This window comes from Vulcaniibacterium gelatinicum, from assembly GCF_008033445.1.
Classification (GTDB): Bacteria; Pseudomonadota; Gammaproteobacteria; order Xanthomonadales; family Xanthomonadaceae; genus Vulcaniibacterium_B; species Vulcaniibacterium_B gelatinicum.
The window spans coordinates 135072-154478 of record NZ_VNKO01000005.1 but is presented as its reverse complement, the minus strand read 5'-3'; the positions used below and the strand labels follow the sequence as shown (position 1 = coordinate 154478).

At 73.1% G+C, this 19407-nt stretch carries 16 protein-coding genes; 10 read left to right on the top strand and 6 right to left on the bottom strand.

Annotation, left to right across the window (positions count from 1 at the left end):
• Window positions 1-114: 114 nt before the first annotated feature.
• Together FPV26_RS04900 and FPV26_RS04895 are read left to right on the top strand one after the other, a co-directional pair.
• A complete protein-coding gene (locus FPV26_RS04900) occupies window positions 115-663 on the top strand; it encodes a UPF0149 family protein (RefSeq protein WP_246109210.1) in 549 nt (182 codons plus the stop codon).
• Complete coding sequence (locus tag FPV26_RS04895) at window positions 663-1997, top strand: aminopeptidase P N-terminal domain-containing protein (protein ID WP_147652598.1); 1335 nt, start codon at window positions 663-665, stop codon at window positions 1995-1997. The genes FPV26_RS04900 and FPV26_RS04895 overlap by 1 nt, the downstream gene beginning before the upstream one ends.
• Here FPV26_RS04895 and pepQ read toward each other — a convergent pair.
• On the bottom strand, window positions 1988-3316 hold the full coding sequence (gene pepQ / locus FPV26_RS04890; RefSeq protein ID WP_147652597.1) for a Xaa-Pro dipeptidase: 1329 nt from the start codon (window positions 3314-3316) through the stop codon (window positions 1988-1990). The genes FPV26_RS04895 and pepQ overlap by 10 nt on opposite strands.
• Before the next feature lie 14 nt (window positions 3317-3330).
• Between pepQ and FPV26_RS04885 the strand changes: the two genes are divergently transcribed.
• Window positions 3331-5970 carry a bifunctional diguanylate cyclase/phosphodiesterase gene (locus FPV26_RS04885; protein ID WP_246109209.1) on the top strand — a complete coding sequence of 880 codons (2640 nt, stop codon included), beginning with the start codon at window positions 3331-3333 and terminating at the stop codon, window positions 5968-5970.
• A gap of 4 nt (window positions 5971-5974) precedes the next feature.
• On the opposite strand, the gene FPV26_RS04880 is transcribed toward FPV26_RS04885, so the two are convergent.
• From FPV26_RS04880 to rph, 5 genes are all read right to left on the bottom strand, one after another.
• On the bottom strand, window positions 5975-6325 hold the full coding sequence (locus tag FPV26_RS04880; protein ID WP_147652596.1) for a PilZ domain-containing protein: 351 nt from the start codon (window positions 6323-6325) through the stop codon (window positions 5975-5977).
• Window positions 6322-8601, bottom strand: coding sequence for a DUF1631 domain-containing protein (locus FPV26_RS04875; protein ID WP_181952557.1), 2280 nt, complete (start codon window positions 8599-8601; stop codon window positions 6322-6324). Before FPV26_RS04875 ends, FPV26_RS04880 begins: the two co-directional genes overlap by 4 nt.
• 133 nt (window positions 8602-8734) lie before the next feature.
• Window positions 8735-9919, bottom strand: coding sequence for a radical SAM family heme chaperone HemW (hemW, locus tag FPV26_RS04870; protein ID WP_147652594.1), 1185 nt, complete (start codon window positions 9917-9919; stop codon window positions 8735-8737).
• A 72-nt stretch (window positions 9920-9991) separates the two neighbouring features.
• Window positions 9992-10606: an RdgB/HAM1 family non-canonical purine NTP pyrophosphatase gene (rdgB, locus tag FPV26_RS04865; RefSeq protein ID WP_147652593.1), complete on the bottom strand. Its 615-nt coding sequence runs from the start codon at window positions 10604-10606 to the stop codon at window positions 9992-9994.
• A gap of 40 nt (window positions 10607-10646) precedes the next feature.
• The gene (rph, locus tag FPV26_RS04860) at window positions 10647-11378 is read right to left on the bottom strand and encodes a ribonuclease PH (protein WP_147652592.1); all 732 of its coding nucleotides are present in this window, start codon (window positions 11376-11378) and stop codon (window positions 10647-10649) included.
• Window positions 11379-11456: 78 nt separating this feature from the next.
• Here rph and FPV26_RS04855 point away from each other — a divergent pair, with 78 nt between their 5' ends.
• The 7 genes from FPV26_RS04855 (at window position 11457) to FPV26_RS04825 (ending at window position 19376) form a co-directional block, all read left to right on the top strand.
• Window positions 11457-12317 carry a YicC/YloC family endoribonuclease gene (locus FPV26_RS04855; protein ID WP_147652591.1) on the top strand — a complete coding sequence of 287 codons (861 nt, stop codon included), beginning with the start codon at window positions 11457-11459 and terminating at the stop codon, window positions 12315-12317.
• Between the two features lie 4 nt (window positions 12318-12321).
• Window positions 12322-12936 (top strand): guanylate kinase, encoded by a 615-nt coding sequence (gene gmk, locus FPV26_RS04850; protein WP_147652590.1) that lies wholly within the window; start codon window positions 12322-12324, stop codon window positions 12934-12936.
• A gap of 194 nt (window positions 12937-13130) precedes the next feature.
• Complete coding sequence (gene rpoZ / locus FPV26_RS04845; RefSeq protein ID WP_147652589.1) at window positions 13131-13427, top strand: DNA-directed RNA polymerase subunit omega; 297 nt, start codon at window positions 13131-13133, stop codon at window positions 13425-13427.
• Window positions 13428-13609: 182 nt separating this feature from the next.
• Window positions 13610-15757 (top strand): RelA/SpoT family protein, encoded by a 2148-nt coding sequence (locus tag FPV26_RS04840; RefSeq protein ID WP_147652613.1) that lies wholly within the window; start codon window positions 13610-13612, stop codon window positions 15755-15757.
• A gap of 43 nt (window positions 15758-15800) precedes the next feature.
• Window positions 15801-16184: a RidA family protein gene (locus tag FPV26_RS04835; RefSeq protein ID WP_147652588.1), complete on the top strand. Its 384-nt coding sequence runs from the start codon at window positions 15801-15803 to the stop codon at window positions 16182-16184.
• A 2-nt stretch (window positions 16185-16186) separates the two neighbouring features.
• A complete protein-coding gene (recG, locus tag FPV26_RS04830) occupies window positions 16187-18295 on the top strand; it encodes an ATP-dependent DNA helicase RecG (protein WP_147652587.1) in 2109 nt (702 codons plus the stop codon).
• Between the two features lie 142 nt (window positions 18296-18437).
• Window positions 18438-19376 (top strand): nucleoside hydrolase, encoded by a 939-nt coding sequence (locus tag FPV26_RS04825; RefSeq protein ID WP_147652586.1) that lies wholly within the window; start codon window positions 18438-18440, stop codon window positions 19374-19376.
• The last annotated feature ends 31 nt before the right edge of the window (window positions 19377-19407 follow it).

Here is a 19407-nt window from a genome sequence, read left to right as displayed (position 1 = left end):
GCACCCGGGACTGGCGTGTCGAATCGCAGTGTAGGCATGCGCGCGCGCGCGCAACAAGCGCCGCCCGCCGCACGGTTGCTACACTGCCGCCGTCCGTCGCCGTTCCGCTTCCCCGTGCTCGAAACCCCTGTCCCGTCCTGGTCGGCCGTGGCCGCCGAACTCGCCGCGCTGCGCCTGGCTTCCACTCCTGCCGAACTGCACGGCGCCCTGTGCGGCTGGCTGGCCGGAGGCGGCGAGGCCGGCGCCGACTGGCTGGGCCGGGTGCTGGCCGATCCCGGCCTGGCGCCGGTGGCCGCCGGCAGCGCCCTGGCCGCGCTCGGCGAGGCCAGCCGGGCCCAGTTCGAGGATCGCGGCTTCGGCTTCGAGCTGTTGCTGCCCGCGGCCGAGGCCACTCTGGGCGAGCGCAGCGGCGCGCTGTTCGAGTGGTGCCGCGGCTTCCTCGGCGGGTTCGGGCTCGCCGCCGGTGCCAGCCCGCCGTTGTCCGAGGAGAGCCGCGAGGCGCTCGAGGATCTGGCCCGGCTGGCCCGGGCCGTGCCCCAGGACGAGGGCGACGAGGAGGACGAGGACGCGCTCGCCGAACTCGAGGAATTCGTGCGCGTGGCCGCGTTGCTGATCCACGGCGACTGCGTGCTGGGTGCGCGTCACCGCGGGCGGCTGAACTGATGGACCGGCCGCTCACGATCCCCGTCCGCACCTATGCCCGCCGCCGCCGGCAGCTGATGCGCATGGCCGGCGAGGATGCGATCGTGATCGTGCCGGCCGCACCCGAGCGGATCCGCAGCCGCGACACCCACTACCCCTACCGGCAGGACTCCGACCTGCTGTACCTGTGCGGTTTCCCCGAGCCCGAGGCGGTACTGGTGCTGGTGCCAGGACGCGCGCACGGCGAAACCATCCTGTTCTGCCGCGAGCGCGACCCCGAGCGCGAGGGCTGGGACGGCCCGCGCCACGGCCCGGAGGGCGCGGTCGAGGCGTTCGGCCTCGACGACGCCTACCCGATCGCCGACCTCGACGACATCCTGCCCGGCCTGCTCGAGGGCCGTTCGCGCGTGTACTACCACCTCGGCCGCGACGCCGAGTTCGACCTCAAGCTGATCGGCTGGCTCAACCGCGTGCGCGCGCTGGTGCGGCAGGGTGCGCAACCGCCGCACGAGTTCCTCGAGCTCGGCCACCTGCTCGACGAGCTGCGCCTGTTCAAGGACCGCGACGAACTCAAGCTGATGCAGCGCGCCGCCGACATCAGCGTCGCCGCGCACGCGGCGGCGATGCGCGCGGCGCGGCCGGGCATGCGCGAACACGAACTGCAGGCCGAGCTCGAACGCGAATTCCGCCGCCACGGCGCCGAGCCCGCGTATCCGTGCATCGTCGGCGCCGGCGCCAATGCCTGCGTGCTGCACTACCGCGCCAACAGCGCGCGGGCGAAGGACGGCGAACTGGTGCTGGTGGACGCCGGCGCCGAGTACCAGGGCTACGCCGCCGACATCACCCGGACCTTTCCCGTCAACGGCCGTTTCGGCAAGGAACAGCGCGCGCTGCACGACCTGGTGCTGCGGGCGCAGCAGGCCGCGCTGGCGCAGGCCCGTCCCGGGGTGCCGTACGAGGCGATGCATGAGGCCGCGGTGGCGACGCTGGCCGAAGGCCTGCTCCGGCTCGGCCTGCTCAAGGGGCGGCTGGAGAAGATCCTCGCCGACGGCAGCTACAAGCGCTTCACCCGGCACAAGACCGGGCACTGGCTCGGCCTGGACGTGCACGACGTGGGCGAATACCGCCTCGACGGCCAGTCGCGCCTGCTCGAGCCGGGGATGGTGTTCACCGTCGAGCCCGGCCTGTACGTCGCGCCCGACGACAAGACCGTGGCGGCGAAGTGGCGCGGCATCGGCATCCGGATCGAGGACGACGTGCTGGTCACCGCCGACGGCCACCGTGTGCTGACCGAGGGCCTCGCCCGCAGCGCGGACGAGATCGAGGCGTTCATGGCGAGCGCCGCTCAGGCCTGAGCGGCGAACGCCTCGCGCGTCAGGTTCACCGGCTCGGCTTCCGTGCACACCACGTCGTCCTCGATGCGCACCCCGCCATAGGGCCGGAACGCTTCCACCCGCTCCCAGTTCACGCTCGGCCCAAGGCCCCTGTCCTTCAGCGCCTCGAGCAGCATGTCAATGAAGTAGATGCCGGGCTCGATGGTCACCACCATGCCCGGGGCGAGGGTGCGGGTCAGGCGCAGGTACGGGTGGCCGTCGGGCTTGGGGATGGTGCCGCCGCGGTCGCTCTCGGCGAAACCGGCCACGTCGTGCACCTGCAGGCCGATGCCGTGGCCGATGCCATGCGGGAAGAACGCGCTGCTCACCCCGGTCTCGACCGCGACCTCCGGCGACACCGTGATCAGGTCGAACTCGTGCAGGATGCGTGCCAGCGCCAGGTGCGCGTCGAGGTGGATGCGGCGGTAGTCGGTGCCGGCACGGACCTGGTCGCACATGACCCGCTGCGCGGCGTCCACCGCGTCAACCAGGGCCTGGAAGTCGGCATGCCCGTCGGCGGCGTAGGTGCGGGTGATGTCGCAGGCGTAGCCGTGGAAGCCGGCGCCGGCGTCGATCAGGAAGCTGCGCGCCGGCCGTGGTGCCACCCGGTCGCGCTCGGTGTAATGCAGCACCGCGCCGTGCTCGTCGAGCGCGACGATGTTGTTGTACGGCAGTTCCATCGCGTCCTGGCCGGCGGCCTGGCAGTAGGCCAGGTGGATGCCGAACTCGCTGGCGCCGGCGCGGAACGCGCGTTCGGCGGCGCGGTGCGCGCGCACGCCGATCCGGCTCGCCTCGCGCATCATCGCGACCTCGTACGGCGTCTTGAACCCCCGGTGCCAGTCCAGGTAGGCGAGCACCGGCGCCGGGTTGTTCGGCACGTAATCGCCGAGCGCGCTCTGCGGCTCGCCCAGGATCGCGCAGCGCGCGGGATCCGGCGGCAGGTATTGCAATGCGTCCTCGGGCTTGCGGATGATGGCCACCTCCACGTGATCCACCCACCAGCCGCCGGGTGCGGCGGGGACCGCATGCCAGTAATCGAACGGCTGGTGGTAGACGACCCGGGGGCGCCGGCCCGGCGTGTACACGAGCCAGCTGTCCGGGACCTTGGTCAGCGGTACCCAGGCCTTGAACTGCGGGTTGACCGCATAGGGGTAGTCGCGGTCGTCGAAGACCTGGTAGTGCAGGCGGCCGCTGGGGACCACGAGATGATCGAAGCGGCCGCGCGCCAGCGCCTCGTCGGCGCGCGCTTGCAGCTGGGCCAGGTGGTCACGGTAGAGGGACGACCATTCGACACTGTTCATGAGGGTGGCCGGGCGTGAGGGAGTCCGAGGATTCTGACCGATTCGACGCCGCCACGCAGGCGGGCGCACGCACGTTCGGGGCCCCGGCCTGGGCCTGGAGCCTGCTTGCGCTGCTGTTCGGCCTGGCGCTCACCGCCTGGGCGGCGGGCGCCCAGTACCGCGAGGCGCGGCGGGAGCAGGCGCGGATCCTGGTGGAGGCCGCCGAACACGGTTTCCGCGCGCTGGAGCAGCAGCTGCACGCGTGCGAGTGGTTGCTGCGCGCGGTGCAGACGGTGTTCCTGGCCTCGGAGAAAGTCACGGCCGGCGAGTTCGAGCATCTGGTGCGCAACCTGCAACCCCGCAACCGCTTTCCCGGGCTGCAGGCGATCGCCTTCGCCGAGCTCGAGCGACGCGCGGACGGTGTGCATTACCTCATCCGCCTGGTCGCGCCGGCGGAGCCGAACGCGGTCCTGGTCGGGCTGGACGTGCGCACCCAGCCGGAGAACTTCGCCGCCGTGCTGCGCGCGCGCGACAGCGACGAGCCGTCCCTGTCGGCGCCGTTCCGGCTGGTGCAGCAGCGGCCGGACGAGCCGCCCGACGGGGTGACCCTGCGCCTGCCGGTGTTCACCCCCGGTCCGCCGCCGCGCGACGTGGCCGAGCGCCGTCGGCGCGAACGCGGCAGCCTGGCGGTTTCGTTCCGGCTGCAGCCGCTGATCGGCAGCGCCCTGGCGGACGGCGACGGAGAGCTGCGCATCGTGGTCGAGGATACGCAGGCCGGAGTGCGCCTGTACGACTCGAACCCGCACGCCGAGGTGCGCGGCGCGACGCCGCTGTGGAGCCGCGAGCTGGCCTATGGCGGGCGCGTCTGGCGGATGCGCGCCTGGCCGGTCGCGGCGCGGGCCGCGACGGCCATGCCGTGGCTGCTGCTGCTGGCCGGCACGCTGGCCAGCGGGTTGCTCGCGCTGCTGGTGTGGTCGGTCGCCACCACCCGCCTGCGCGCGCTGCAGCTCGCCGAAGGCATGAGCCGTCGCTACCGCAGCAGCGAGGAACGTTTCCGCGCCCTCAACGAATTGCTGCCGGCGCTGGTGCTGATGGCCGATGGCGAGGGCGGGCAGGTGGTCTACGCCAACCAGGCCGCGCGCAACCGCCTCGGCGAGGGCGTGCAAGGCGCTTCGCTGCCGGATCTGTTCGAGGATCCGGTGCTGCGCGGGCACGTGGGCAGCGTCGAGCGCGCCGCCTTCGCCAACACCGAGACCGTGCTGCGCAGCGTCAACGGCGACCGCTTCTGGGCCAACGTCTCGATCTCCGACATTGCCCTGGACGGCCGTGCGATGCTGCTGATGGTCGCCGCCGACGTCTCCGAGCAGCGCCAGCTCAGCGAGCTGCTCAGCTACCAGGCCACCCACGACGCCCTCACCGGTCTGTTCAACCGGCGCGAGTTCGAGCGGCGCGTGGCCCAGGCGCTGGCTGCGCTCCAGGCGGGAGGGCAGCCCGCTGCGCTGCTGTACCTCGACCTCGACCAGTTCAAGCTGATCAATGACACCTCCGGGCATGTGGCCGGCGACCAGCTCCTGGCCCAGCTCGCCAACCTGTTCCGCGAGCAATTGCGGGTGGGCGACGTGCTTGCGCGCCTGGGCGGCGACGAGTTCGGGGTGCTGGCGATGCACGCCGACGAGCCGGTGGCCCGGCGCCTGGCCGAGCGCCTGCGCGAATGCATCGACGGCTACGTGTTCGCCTGGGAACAGCGCACCTACCCGATCAGCGCCAGCATCGGTGTGGTGCTGCTCGACCATCCCGGTTCGCTGCAGGAGATGTTCGCGCGCGCCGACACCGCCTGCTACCTGGCCAAGGAGGGGGGGCGCAACCGCGTCCACATGTATTCCGAGCAGGACGACGAGAGCCGGCGCCGCCGCGACGAGATGGAGTGGGTGAACCGCCTGCGCTGGGCGCTGCAGGAAGGTCGCCTGCTGCTCGACTACCAGGAGCTGGTGCCGCTGCATCCCGCCGCCGACAGCGCCGGTCCGCACATCGAACTGCTGCTCCGCATGCGCGACGAGCAGGGGCAGGTGGTGATGCCGGGGGCGTTCATCGCCGCGGCCGAGCGTTACGGCCTGGCGCCGGCGCTCGACCGCTGGGTGATCGACACCGCCCTGGCCAATTTCGCCGCCCTGCACCGTAGCGGTGCACCGGTGCGGATGTGCGCGATCAACCTCTCGGCCACCACCATCGAGGACGAGACCCTGGTTCCGCACGTGCTGGAGCAGATCCGCGCCCATGCGGTGCCGCCGCAGGCGCTGTGCTTCGAGATCACCGAGACCGCGGCGGTGCGCAACCTCGCGCAGGTCGGGCGTTTCATCGGCCAGCTGCGCGAGGTCGGCTGCAGGATCGCGCTCGACGACTTCGGCGCCGGCATGTCCTCGTTCGCCTACCTGAAGAACCTGCCGGTGGACATGATCAAGATCGACGGCAGCTTCATCCGCGACCTGATGTCCGACCCGATGAGCCAGGCGATCGTGGGCGCGATCACCGAGATCGGGCACCAGCGCGGGCTCGCGGTGATCGCCGAGTGGGTGACCGACGACGCCCAGCGCGAGGCCTTGCGCGGGATGGGCGTGGACTATGCCCAGGGCTTCGGCGTGCACGAACCGGAACGCGTGGCGTTCCAGCGCGGCTGAGCGGTCACTCGAACTGCCCGCCCGGCGCCTCGATCCAGTGCCGCAGTTGCTGCATCTGTTCGTCTGGGACGGTGATGAAGCGAAACCCGGTCCAGGACTGGCCGGAGGCACTGGCGCTGTCCTGCCACAGCAGGTGCGCCCCGACCTCGAAGGTGGTTTCGCGGCCACGTGCGTCGGTGAGGTTGAAGCGGAACTGGTACAACGCATCGTCCACCAGCGGCATGCTGGCCATCAGCAGCATGCCGGTCTCGGACAGGTTGCCGAGGCGGCCGACCACGCTGTCGGTCATGGTGTCCACTACCAGCACGGTGTCGGAAACCTTGCGCCGGCGCGCGCGGCGGAATTCGTTGATCATGCGGCGGGCTCCTCGTGCGCGCCGTTGCCGCTGCCGGCGAAGCTGCGCAGGGCGTTGAGCGCCGCCTGCCAGGCACGGTCCACCAGGCGGCCACGGTCGGCGGTGACCACGCGCGCCTGGCCGCGGGCCACCATCCGCGCCAGGCCGTCGAACGACTGCTCGCCGACGCGCTGGCCGCGCTGGTTGACGAACAGCGCGTTGTCGGTGACCGGGCTGTACCACGACAGCCGGCGCCGGACCACGTCGCCCTGCTGGTTGGTGACGAACTCGAACCAGGTGCCGAACGGCAGCGTGCGCAGGTGCTCGTAGGCGGCCTGCTCCTCGGGCGTGCGCGGCGGCAGTTTCGGCCGGGGCTTGTCGGTGTCCTCGCCGAGCCGTGCCCGCGCCTTGAGCTTCATCGCCAGCTCGGTGCGCGAGGCCGGATCGTCCTCGTCCTCGGCGATGCCGGTGGTCAGGCGCTTGGCGATCGCAGCGGCCTCGTCGATGTGGTACCCGACCTGGGTCAGCGCGGTTTCGATCTGTTCGGCCAGTCCCGGCGGCGCCGTGGTCGCGCCGCCGCGGCCGCCGGTGGCGGCCACGATGTGGCGGGTGGCCTCGAGCTGACGCCGCCACTCCTCGGACTCCTCGCCGTGACGCAGCAGGGTGAGGGTGAGCACGTCGGCCCAGGCCTGGTTGAGCAGGGCGCGCACGAAGCGCGGCAGGCGCTGGTCGCGGACCGCGTTCTCGATCACCTCTGCCGAGCGGTGTCGGGCCAGCTCGAGCTTCTCCTTGCCGCGCGCAGCCTCCACGTGCCGGCGCTCGGCCAGCTCGGCCTTGCGTACCAGTTGCTGCAACTGTGCCTGCAATTCACGGTTGGCGGTTTCGAACACCGCCGGGTCGTCGTGGAAGTGCTGCACCACGTGCTCGACCGCATGGCGCAGGTGCTGGACCAGCAACGGGTCCACCTCGTCCTCGCCCATCCAGGTGGCGCCGGACTCGGCCACCGCGTTGAGCAGCTGCCGCGCCGGATGCTGCGGGCGGACGAAGAACGCGCGGTCCTGCAATGCCACCCGCAGCAGTGGCACCTGCAGCCGCTCCAGCAGCTCGACCGCAGGGGCGTCGCGGCGCACCTCGCGCTCGATCTGCGAATAGAGCATGCCGAGCAGTTCGAAGGTGTCGCTGTCCTCGCGCGAGAGCGCGGCGCCGCGGCCGTGCGCCTGGCGCGCCTTCATCAGCAGCGCCTGCTTGACGTCGGTCAGGCTGCGCGGCTTGCCGGCGGGCGCGGCGACCGGGGAGGGCGAGGCAGTCTGCATCGAAGCCAGGCTGTCGAGCAGTTCGGCGGTGTCCACCTGCAGGCGCAGTTTGCCGGCGCTGTCGGCGCGCAGCTTGCCGATCAGGTCGCGGCGCCCGGACAGCAGCTGCTGGAGCAGGGCGAAGGCGGCCTGCTCGTCGATCGCGACCGTGCCGGGGTCTTCCTCGCCGAGCCAGGCGGTGTGTGGGCGGGCTGAATCGCGCATCTCCCGGCCCGGCCCGGCCGGTGTCTCGGCGCCGCGCCGGGGCCGCTCGGCGGCGCCCGCTTCGCGCGGGCCGCGTGGCTCGGTGCGCTGCGCGACCGGACGCACCCGGATTGGCACGTAGGCCAGGCTGGGGAGGATGCCCTCCCGCTCGAGCAGCGCATTGACCGTCTCGGCGAGCTGGGCGTACTGCGGCATCGCGGTGCGCTCGAAGGTGCGGAACAGCAGCAGCCGCGCCTCGAGCCCGATCTGCAGGCTGTGGCTGGCCTCGCGCAGGATCCGGCACAGCGTGTGCGGCCCGACCGGCAGCCGCTCGGCGTCGAACGCGGGCGCGCCGGCGAGCACGCCGAAGCGCTGGCCGAGCAGGTGCAACGGCAGGCTGGCGCGGGCCTCGTGGCGGACTGCGATGTCGCGGATCACCGCGTCCTCGTCCAGGGTCTCGTCGTCCACCAGGCTCAGTTCCCGGAACGGGATGTGCCCGGGTTTGTGCGCCGCCGGCTGCGCGACGGGGGTGCGGATCGCGGCCAGCTGGCGTTCCAGTCCGATCAGGTAGCGCGGCACCAGGTCGGCCCGGTTCAGGCGCACGGTGCGCAGCGTCTCCATGTAGCCGGCCTGCAGCGCCGGATTGCGTGCGTGGTCGGCGAGCCGGAACAACTGCTGCTCGAAGTCGTTCAGGGTCTGCCCGAGCAGGCGCGCCATCTCGTCCGATAGCAGGCTCAGGACGTGCTCGAGCACGCGCCGTACCCGCCGCGGCAGGTTCGCGGTCGCCAGGGTCAGTGGCATCGCTTGCGGGCCTTGCGGGTCGGACAGGACGGCCATAGGGCTCCGCGCGGGGCGGGTTTTGTGGCGATTCTTATCATGCCGGGCGCGCAGGCACTAGCCCTGCGGGCCCGCCGCGTCCCGCGGTCCGGGGCGTTCAGTCCAGGAACAGCGCGATCGCGTCGTTGGCGAAACGCCGCCCGAGCGCGGTCGGCAGCACCCGATCGCCGGCCTGCTGCAGCCAGCCGCGCGCCTCGGCTTGCCGCAGTCGCGCGGCGATCGCCGCGCGCGGCAGGCCGGTGCGGGCCTCGAACAGCGCCAGGGTGAAGCCCTCGTGCAGGCGCAGGGCGTTGAGCATGAACTCGAACGGCCGCTGCGCCGGGGCGACCGTCTCCTCGCCGCCGATCGCCGCCGCGGTGCCGGCATGGGCCAGGTATTCGGCCGGATGCTTGCGCTTCCAACGCCGCAGGAGGGTGCCTTCCGCGGCCTCGGACGGGGCGTCGGTGGCGGGCAGGGTGAGCTTGCCGTGCGCGCCCGCGCCGATGCCGAGGTAGTCGCCGAAGCGCCAGTAGTTGAGGTTGTGCGCGCACTGCCGGCCGGGAAGCGCGTAGGCGCTGGTTTCGTACTGCGCATAGCCGGCCGCGGCCAGCCGGGCCTGGCAGCGTTCCTGCATGTCCCAGGCGAGGTCGTCGTCGGGCAGGCCGGCCGGCGGCCGCGCCGCGAACAGCGTGTTCGGCTCGAGGGTGAGCTGGTAGTGCGAGATGTGCGCCGGCCGCAGGGCGATCGCGCGCTCGACGTCGCGCTCGGCCATCGCCAGGGTCTGCTCCGGCAGCGCGTACATCAGGTCGAGGTTGAGGTTGTCGAAGCCCGCGTCCTGCGCCTGCTTCACCGCGCGCTCCGCCTCGCCGCTGTCGTGGATGCGGCCGAGCCGGCGCAGGCAGGCGTCGTCGAAGCTCTGGATGCCGAAGCTGATCCGGGTCACCCCCGCGGCGCGGTAGCCCTCGAAGCGCCCGTGCTCGGCGGTGCCGGGGTTGGCCTCGAGCGTGACCTCCAGCCCCGGCGCGAACCGCAGCCGGGCGCTGGCCGCCTGCAGGAAGCGGTCCACCAGCTCTGCCGGCATCAGGCTCGGCGTGCCGCCGCCGAAGAACACGCTGTGCACGGTGCGGCCCCAGGCCAGCGGCAGGTCGTGGTCGAGGTCGGCCAGCAACGCGTCCACGTACTGCGCCAGCGGCAGCTCGCCGCGCCGCTCGTGCGAGTTGAAGTCGCAGTACGGGCATTTGCGCACGCACCACGGCACGTGCACGTACAGCGACAGCGGGGGGAGGGACAGGAGGGTGGCCACGGAGGGGCGCGGGCGCGCGCGGATGAAGGGAAATTCTAGGCCGTATCCGCGCCGAGCCGCGGCCGGCGGTCGTCAACCGCCGCGCCGGTCGGTGGCCAGGAATTCGCCGAGCCGCTGCCGCAGCGCGGCCAGGGCGCGGCCGCGGTGGCTGATCCGGTTCTTCAGTTCCGAAGGCAGCTCGGCCGCGGACAGGCCGCGTTCGGGGTCGAGGAACACCGGGTCGTAGCCGAAGCCGCCCTCGCCGCGCGGCGCATGCAGGATCCGCCCGTGCCAGAGGCCCTCGGCGATCAGCGGCTGCGGGTCCTCGGCGTGGCGCAGCACCACGATCACCGCGTAGAAGTGCGCCCCGCGGCGCGCCTCCGGCACGTCCTGCAGCGCGTCGAGCAATTTGGCGATGTTGGCGCGCGCGTCGCCGTGGCTGCCGGCGTAGCGGGCCGAGTACAGGCCCGGCGCGCCGCCGAGCGCGTCCACGCACAGGCCCGAGTCGTCGCCGAGCGCGGGCAGCCCGCTCAGGCGCGCGGCGTGGCGCGCCTTGAGCAGCGCGTTCTCGACGAAGGTCAGGCCGGTCTCCTCGATCTCCGGGACGTCGAACTCCGCCTGCGCGTGCAGCGCGAAGTCGGCGTCGAGCAGTTCCCGGAACTCCCTGAGCTTGCCGGCGTTGCCGCTGGCCAGGACGAGCCGCCTCATGCCCCCTCTCCCGCGCCGCGCCCGGCGTCCGGAGCCGGCGTCACTGCTGCGCCAGCGCTGCGCGCTGCAGCGCGAACAGTTCGCGGCAGCCGGCCTCGGCCAGGGCCAGCATCGCGTCCAGTTCCTCGCGCCGGAACGCGTGGCCCTCGGCCGTGCCCTGCAGCTCGATGAAGCCGCCGCCGTCGTTCATCACCACGTTCATGTCGGTGTCGCACCCGGCGTCCTCGGCGTAGTCGAGGTCGAGCACCGGCACCCCGCGCCACAGGCCCACCGACACCGCCGCGACCGCGCCGTGCACCGGGTCGCGCGCGATCTCGCCGCGCGCCAGCAGCCAGCGGCAGGCGTCCACCAGCGCGACATAGGCGCCGGTGATCGCGGCGCAGCGGGTGCCGCCGTCGGCCTGCAGCACGTCGCAGTCGAGGGTGATGGTGCGCTCACCCAGCGCGCCGCGGTCCACGCAGGCGCGCAGGGCGCGGCCGATCAGGCGCTGGATCTCCAGCGTGCGCCCGCCCTGCTTGCCGCGCGCGGCCTCGCGCTCGCCGCGGGTGTGGGTGGCGCGCGGCAGCATGCCGTACTCGGCCGTCACCCAGCCTTCGCCCTTGCCGCGCAGGAACGAGGGCACCTTGGCCTCGACGCTGGCGGTGCACAGCACGCGGGTGTCGCCGAAGGCCACCAGCACCGAGCCTTCGGCGTGGCGGGTGTAGCCGCGGGTGAGCGTGACCGGGCGCAGCTGCGCGGGCGCGCGGCCGCTGGGGCGGAGGGGGGAGTTCATGCGCTGGAAGTGTAACAAGCGGGGACCGGCCCTCCCAATGGCATACTGCGCGCCCGCCACCGCCGCCACGGCCCGCGCATGATCCGCAGCATGACCGCCTTCGCCGCCGGCGAGCGCGCCACCGAATGGGGCGTGCTCGGCTGCGAGCTGCGCGCGGTCAACCACCGCTTCCTCGAGCTCGGCGTGCGCCTGCCGGAAGAGCTGCGCGCGCTCGAGCCGGCGCTGCGCGAGCGGGTCGGCGCGCGGGTCGCGCGCGGCAAGCTCGACCTGGTGCTGCGCCTGCGCCCGGCCGAGGGCGGCGAGGCGCTGCAGCTCGACGCGCGCCGGGTGGCGCAACTGTCCGAACTCGCGCTCGATCTGCGCGCGAGCTTCCCGTCGCTGCGGGTCGAGCTCACCGAGCTGCTGCAGTTCCCGGGCGTGCTGCAGGCGCGCGACGTGGACCCGGAGGCGCTGCAGGCCGCCGCGCTGGCGCTGCTCGACGAGGTGCTCGACGCCTTCGTCGCCGCGCGCGAGCGCGAGGGTGCCAAGCTCGCCGCGGGCATCGCCGAGCGCGTGGACGGCATCGCCCGCATCGCCGCCGAGGTGCGCGCGCTGATGCCGGCGATCCGCGCCGGGCAGCGGCAGAAGCTGCAGGCGCGCGTGGCCGAGCTGGCGCAGCCGCTCGAGCCGGGCCGGCTCGAGCAGGAGCTGGTGCTGTGGCTGCAGAAGCTCGACGTGGAGGAGGAGCTGGACCGGCTCGACAGCCACGTCGCCGAGCTGCGCCGCGTGCTGCAGCGCCGCGAGCCCGTCGGCCGGCGCCTGGACTTCCTGCTCCAGGAGTTCAACCGCGAGGCCAACACGCTCGGCTCGAAGTCGGTGGACACCCGCACCTCGCAGGCCGCGGTCGAGCTGAAGGTGCTGATCGACCAGGTGCGCGAACAGATCCAGAACATCGAGTGAGCCCATGCGCGGGACCCTGTTCATCGTCGCCGCCCCCTCGGGGGCCGGGAAATCGAGCATCGTCAACGCCTGCCTGGCGCGCGATCCGAACATCCGCCTGTCCATCTCCTTCACCTCGCGCGCGCCGCGGCCGGGCGAGCGCCACGCCGAGCACTACCACTTCGTCAGCGAGGCCGAGTTCCGGCGCATGATCGAGGCCGGGGACTTCTTCGAGTACGCGTTGGTGCACGGCGACTGGAAGGGCACCGCGCGGCAGTCGGTGGAGCCGCTGCTGGCGGCCGGCAGGGACGTGCTGCTGGAGATCGACTGGCAGGGCGCGCAGCAGGTGCGGGCCAAGGTGCCCGACGCGGTCAGCGTGTTCATCCTGCCGCCCTCGCGCCAGGCGCTGGAGCAGCGCATGCGCGCCCGCGGCCAGGACAGCGAGGACGTCATCGCCCGCCGCCTGGCCGCCGCCCGCGAGGAGATGAGCCACTACGACGAGTTCGACTACGTGATCGTCAACGAGGTGTTCGAGCGCGCGGTGGACGAGATGTGCGCGATCTTCACCGCCAGCCGGCTGCGCCGGCCGCTGCAGGCGCAGCGGCATGCCGGGCTGATCACGGCGCTGCTGGCGGAATAGCGCCGGCGGCATCCCGGCGGCGCCCATCGCCGCGCCGGCGGGGGCAGCACCCCCGGCCCCGGCTCCGGCCCGCCCGGTGCCGCGGCCTAACCGTCTGATTCATAAAGGCCGGGCTTGTGCCGGCCTGCCCGTCCGCCTACAATCAGCGCCCCCTTGCCGCATGTGGGACGGCCGCCGCGCCGCCCGGGAGCCCCATGGCCCGCATTACCGTCGAAGACTGCCTGGAAGTGGTGGACAACCGCTTCGAACTCGTGATGATGGCCGCCAAGCGCGCGCGCCAGCTGGCCGGCGGGGTCGAGCCCAGGATCGAGAACGAGGCCAACGACAAGCCCACCGTGCTGGCCCTGCGCGAGATCGCCGCGCGCCAGATCGACCGCGACTACATCGACGCGGTGGAGAAGGCCGAGCGCGAGCGCAAGGAGCGCGAGGCCCTGGAGTGGGCCGCCGCCGAGGTGGTGGCCGACGACGACCTGTCCAAGGGCGACGACTGACCGCCCGCCCTGGCGCCCTGCCCGATACCCCCTGCGACCCCGCCCCGGCGGGGTCGCTGCGTTTCCGGCCCGGCGCGGCCGCTCCGGGGCGGCGACAGGCCCGCCACGGCGCCCGAATTGCCCCTGCCCGCGCTGCCGCGTAGGCTGCGGTCGTGAGTGCACGCACGCCCCTGCAGGCCCTGATGCCGGCCCCGCCCGAGGAGCCGGTGCCCGACTACGTGCGGGTGCTGGAACGGGCCGCCGATTACCTCCCGCCCGAGCAGCGGCCGCTGCTGCGCCGGGCCTGGGCGGTGGGCGCCGCCGCCCATGCCGGCCAGACCCGCCGCTCCGGCGAGCCCTACATCACCCATCCGGTCGCGGTGGCGACGATCCTGGCCGAGCAGCGGCTCGACGTCGAAACCCTGGTCGCCGCGATCCTGCACGACACCCTCGAGGACACCCCGCTCACCCGCGAGGCCATCGCCGGCGAGTTCGGGGAGACCGTCGCCGACCTGGTGGACGGCGTCACCAAGCTGGACAAGCTGCACTTCCGCGACCGTGCCGAGGCCGCCGCGGAGAGCTTCCGCAAGATGCTGCTGGCGATGGCGCGCGACCTGCGCGTGATCATGATCAAGCTCGCCGACCGCCTGCACAACATGCGCACGCTCGGCGCCAAGGAGCCCGAGGCGCGGCGCCGGATCGCACGCGAGACGCTGGAGATCTACGCCCCCATCGCCCAGCGTCTGGGCATGAACCTGATCAAGGCCGAGCTGCAGGATCTGGGCTTCCGCGCCCTGCATCCGTGGCGGCACGCGGTGATCGAGCGGCGCATCCGCACCCAGCCGATGGTGCGGCGCGAGGCGCTGACCCGGATCGAGGCCCAGCTCGCCCAGCGCCTGACCAAGGAGGGCTTCTCCTACCGCCTGGTGAGCCGGATCAAGTCGCCGTGGAGCATCTACAGCAAGATGCGCGCGGAGCAGAAGTCGTTCGACCAGGTGATGGACGTGTTCGGCTTCCGCATCGTGGTCCGCACCGTGCCGGAGTGCTACCACGCGCTGGGCGTGGTGCACGCGGTGTTCAAGCCGCTCGACGGCCGCTTCCGCGACTTCATCGCGATCCCGAAGGCGAACGGCTACCAGTCGCTGCACACGGTGCTGTTCGGGCCGTACGGTTCGCCGATCGAGGTCCAGATCCGCACCGAGGAGATGGACCTGATCGCCGAGCGCGGCGTCGCCGCGCACTGGTCATACAAGCACGGCGGCGCCGGGCCGAACAGCGCCCAGAGCCGCGCCCACGCCTGGATCGCCAACCTGGTCGAGTCGCAGCGCGCCGCCGGCTCCTCGCTCGAGTTCCTCGAGAACGTCAAGGTGGACCTGTTCCCGGACGAGGTCTACCTGTTCACGCCCAAGGGCGACATCCTGGCCCTGCCGCGCAACGCCACCGTGCTCGACTTCGCCTACGCGGTGCACACCGACGTGGGCAACCATGCCGTGGCCGCGCGCGTGGACCGCAAGCTGGTGCCGCTGCGGACCCGGCTCGCCAGCGGCCAGACGGTGGAGATCATCACCGCGCGCTCGTCGCTGCCCAAGCCGCAATGGCTCGAGTTCGTGGTCACCGGCAAGGCCCGCACCGCGATCCGGCACCAGCTCAAGCAGCTCGAGCACGAGGACGCGGTGCAGCTCGGGCACCGCATGCTCGACCGCGCGCTGGAGGCGCTGGGCACCTCGCTCGACCGCCTGCCGCAGGTGCAGCTCGACGCCTACCTGGCCGAGCACCGCTACCCGCGCCTGGAGGCGCTGCTGGCCGACATCGCGCTCGGCAACCGGGTGCCGGCGCAGGTGGCGCAGGTGCTGGCGCGGCAGGCGCCGGACGAGGCGGACCTGCTCGACGCCGCGCGCGCGCCGCGGCCGCGCGAGCGGATCCTGATCACCGGCAGCGAGCGCGGCGTGGTCAGCTTCGCCAGCTGCTGCCTGCCGATCCCCGGCGACGACATCATGGGCTACCACACCACCGGGCGCGGCATCGTCGTGCACCGGCTCGACTGCCCGAACGTGGCCGAATACCGCAAGTCGCCCGAGCGCTGGGTGCCGATCGGCTGGGACCGCCAGGTCAGCGGCGACTTCGAGGCCGCGCTGCGGATCGAGGTGGACAACCGCCCCGGCGTGCTGGCCCAGGTCGCCGCGGCGATCGCGCAGGCCGAGTCCAACATCGACAAGGTCGAATATCTCGAGCGCGACCCGCACGTGGCCGTGCTGCGCTTCGGCATCGAGGTCGCCGACCGCAAGCACCTGGCCGACGTGATCCGCCGCGTGCGCCGCCTCGGCGTGGTCCACGGCGTGCAGCGGTTGTGACGACGCGCTAGGCTTCCGCGCTCACTGCCATTCCGGAACCGCCATGGCCCGTCACCCCATCGCCACCGACCGCGCGCCCGCCGCCATCGGCCCGTATTCGCAGGCCGTGCGCAGCGGCCAGACCGTGTACCTGTCCGGCCAGATCGCGCTCGACCCGCAGACCGGCCTGCTGATCGAGGGCGGGATCGAGGCCCAGGCCCGCCGCGCCTTCGACAACCTCAAGGCGGTGTGCGAGGCCGCCGGCGGTTCGCTCGACGACGTGGTCCGGGTCGGCCTGTACCTCACCGACCTCGGCGACTTCAGCGCGGTCAACACGGTGATGGCCGACTACTTCCAGGCGCCGTTCCCGGCGCGCTCGACGGTCGAGGTCTCCGCGCTGCCGCGCGGCGCCGTGTTCGAAGTGGACGCGGTGATGGTGCTCGACTGACGGTGGCGCGCCCCGCCCGGCCCGCTCCCGCGCTCGCGCCGGCCGGCGAGGCGCCGCTCGCGGCCCTGCCGGGCGTGGGCCCGCGCGTGGCCGAAAAGTTCGCCGCGCGCGGCCTGACCACGCTGCAGGACCTGTGGTTCCAGCTGCCGCGCCAGTACGAGGACCGCACCGCGCTGACCCCGATCCGCGCCCTGCAGCCGGGCGTGCCGGCGCAGGTCGAGGGCGTGGTGGAAGCGGTCGAGCGGGGCTTCCGCTACCGGCCGGTGCTGCGGGTGGCGCTCGGCGACGACTCGCGCGCCACCTTGCTGCTGCGCTTCTTCCATTTCCGCGCCGCGCAGGCTGCGCAGTTCGCGCCCGGCGTGCGGGTGCGCTGCTACGGCACGCCGCGCGCCGGCGCGCACGGCCTGGAGATGGTGCATCCGAGCTACCGCCTGCTCGGCGACGGCGAGGCGCCGCTCGGCGAGCGGCTGGATCCGGTGTATCCGGCGATCGAAGGCATCGGCCCGGCCAGCCTGCGGCGCCTGATCGGCCTGGCCCTGGACCGCCTGCCGGACGAGGACGCACTCGAGCTGCTGCCGCGCGACTGGCTCGCCGCGCTGCGCCTGCCCCCGCTGCGCAGCGCGCTGTTGACCGTGCACCGTCCGCCGCGCGACGCCGACGTCGCCGCGCTGCTCGCCGGCACCCACCCCGCGCAGCGCCGGCTGGCGCTGGAGGAACTGCTCGCCCACCACCTCAGCCTGCGCCGCCAGCGCATCGCCCTGCAGCGCCACCGCGCCCCGGCGCTGGACGGCGACGGCGCGCTGCTGCGGCGGCTGCGCGCGGCGCTGCCGTTCCCGCTCACCGGCGCGCAGCAGCGGGTGCTGGCCGAGATCGAGCACGACCTCGCCCAGCCGCGGCCGATGCTGCGCCTGGTGCAGGGCGATGTCGGCAGCGGCAAGACCGTGGTCGCGGCGCTGGCGGCGATGCGCGCGGTGGAACGCGGCATGCAGGCCGCGCTGATGGCGCCGACCGAGCTGCTGGCCGAGCAGCACCTGCACACCCTGCGCCACTGGCTCGAACCGCTCGGCGTGCGCGTGGCCTGGCTGGCCGGCAAGGTCACCGGCAAGGCGCGCGCGGCCGCGCTCGCCGAGGTCGCCTCGGGCGCGGCCCAGGTCGTGGTCGGCACCCATGCGCTGATGCAGGAGGGCGTGGTGTTCCGCGACCTCGCCCTGGCGATCGTGGACGAGCAGCACCGTTTCGGCGTGCACCAGCGCCTGGCCCTGCGCGACAAGGGCGCCGCCGGCGAGCGCGTGCCGCACCAGCTGGTGATGACCGCCACGCCGATCCCGCGCACCCTGGCGATGGCCGCCTACGCCGACCTCGACGTGTCCGCGCTCGACGAGCTGCCGCCGGGGCGCACGCCGGTGCAGACCGTCGCGCTCAGCGCCGAGCGGCGCCCCGAGCTGATCGAGCGGATCCGCGCCGCCTGCGCCGAAGGGCGCCAGGCGTACTGGGTGTGCACGCTGATCGACGACAGCGACGAGGTCTCGGCGCAGGCCGCGCAGGGCACCTTCGAATCGCTTTCGACGGCGCTGCCGGGGCTGCGCGTGGGCCTGGTCCACGGCCGCATGAAGGCGGCGGAGAAGCAGGCCACCATGCGCGCGTTCAAGGACGGCGCGCTCGATCTGCTGGTCGCCACCACCGTGATCGAGGTCGGCGTGGACGTGCCCAACGCCTCGCTGATGATCATCGAGAACGCCGAGCGCCTGGGCCTGGCGCAGCTGCACCAGCTGCGCGGCCGGGTCGGGCGCGGCAGCGCGGCCTCGACCTGCGTGCTGCTGTACCAGCCGCCGCTGTCGGCACTGGCCCGGCAGCGGCTGGAAACCATGCGCACCACCAGCGACGGCTTCGTGATCGCGGAGAAGGACCTGGAACTGCGCGGCCCGGGCGAACTGCTCGGCACGCGCCAGACCGGGCTGGCCGCGTTCCGCGTCGCCGACCTCGCCCGCGACGCCGCGCTGCTGCCGCAGGTGCGGGCGCTTGCCGACCGCCTCCTGGCCGAAGCCCCCGACGTCGCCGACCGGATCGTGCAGCGCTGGGTCGGCGGGGCGGTGCGTTATGCCTCGGCTTGATGGGGACGGTGCTTTTGCCACGGATGAACACGGATGCACCCGGATCAGGCGCTGAAGCAGTGAAGGAGACGGCCATGTCCGTGCGGACCGGCATGGGGCCGCGGCACAATCGTTCCTCGATGCGACTCGATGGATGGTTCGAATGGGCGACAGGATCCCGCTGCTGATAGACACCGACCCCGGCGTGGACGACGCGCTGGCCGTGCTGATGGCCTTCGACGATCCGCGGCACGCGGTGGTCGGATTGACCGTGGCCGCCGGCAACGTCGGCCTGGCGCACACCGTGCGCAACGCGCTGAAGCTGTGCGAAGTGGCCGGACGCGACGACGTGCCGGTGTTCGCCGGCGCGCCGGCGCCGTTGCTGCACCCGGCGCGCGACGCCGCGTTCGTGCATGGGCGCGACGGCTTCGGCGACACCGGCTACGCACCGCCGGCACGCCAGGCCGAGGCCGAACACGCCGCGCTGGCGATCCTGCGCCTGTCGCACGCGCACGCCGGGCGCCTGGTGCTGGTCGCGCTCGGCCCGCTGACCAACCTGGCGCTGGCGCTCAGGCTCGATCCCGCCCTGCCGCAACGGGTGGCGCGGCTGGTGGTGATGGGCGGCGCGGTCACCGCCCACGGCAACATGACCCCGGCGGCCGAGTTCAACGTCTGGTTCGACCCGGAGGCCGCGCACATCGTGTTCACCGCCTTCCCGCGCACCGACCTGGTGGACTGGGAGGCGGTGCTGGCGCACGGCTTCCTGCACACCGAGTTCGAGCGCTGGCTGCAGGCCGATTCGCCGCGGGCACGCTTCTACGACGCGATCTCGCGCCAGACCCGGGCCTGGGCGGTGGACCGGCGCGGCGAGCGCTGGCATTCGGCCGACGCCTTTGCGATGGCGTTCGCGCTGGAGCCGGAGGGCGCGCTGGAGCTGGCCGAGCGGCCGCTGGCGGTGGAGCTGGTCGGTTCCCATACCCGCGGCGCCACGGTCGTGGACTGGCGGCGCCAGGGCGGGGCGGCGGACAACGTGCGGATCCTGCGCCGCTACGACCAGGCCCGGTTCGAGGCCCGGGTGCGGGGCGCGCTGGCGGCCGGCTAGCCGGGGCCGGGCTTGCTTGCGGCCGCCGCGG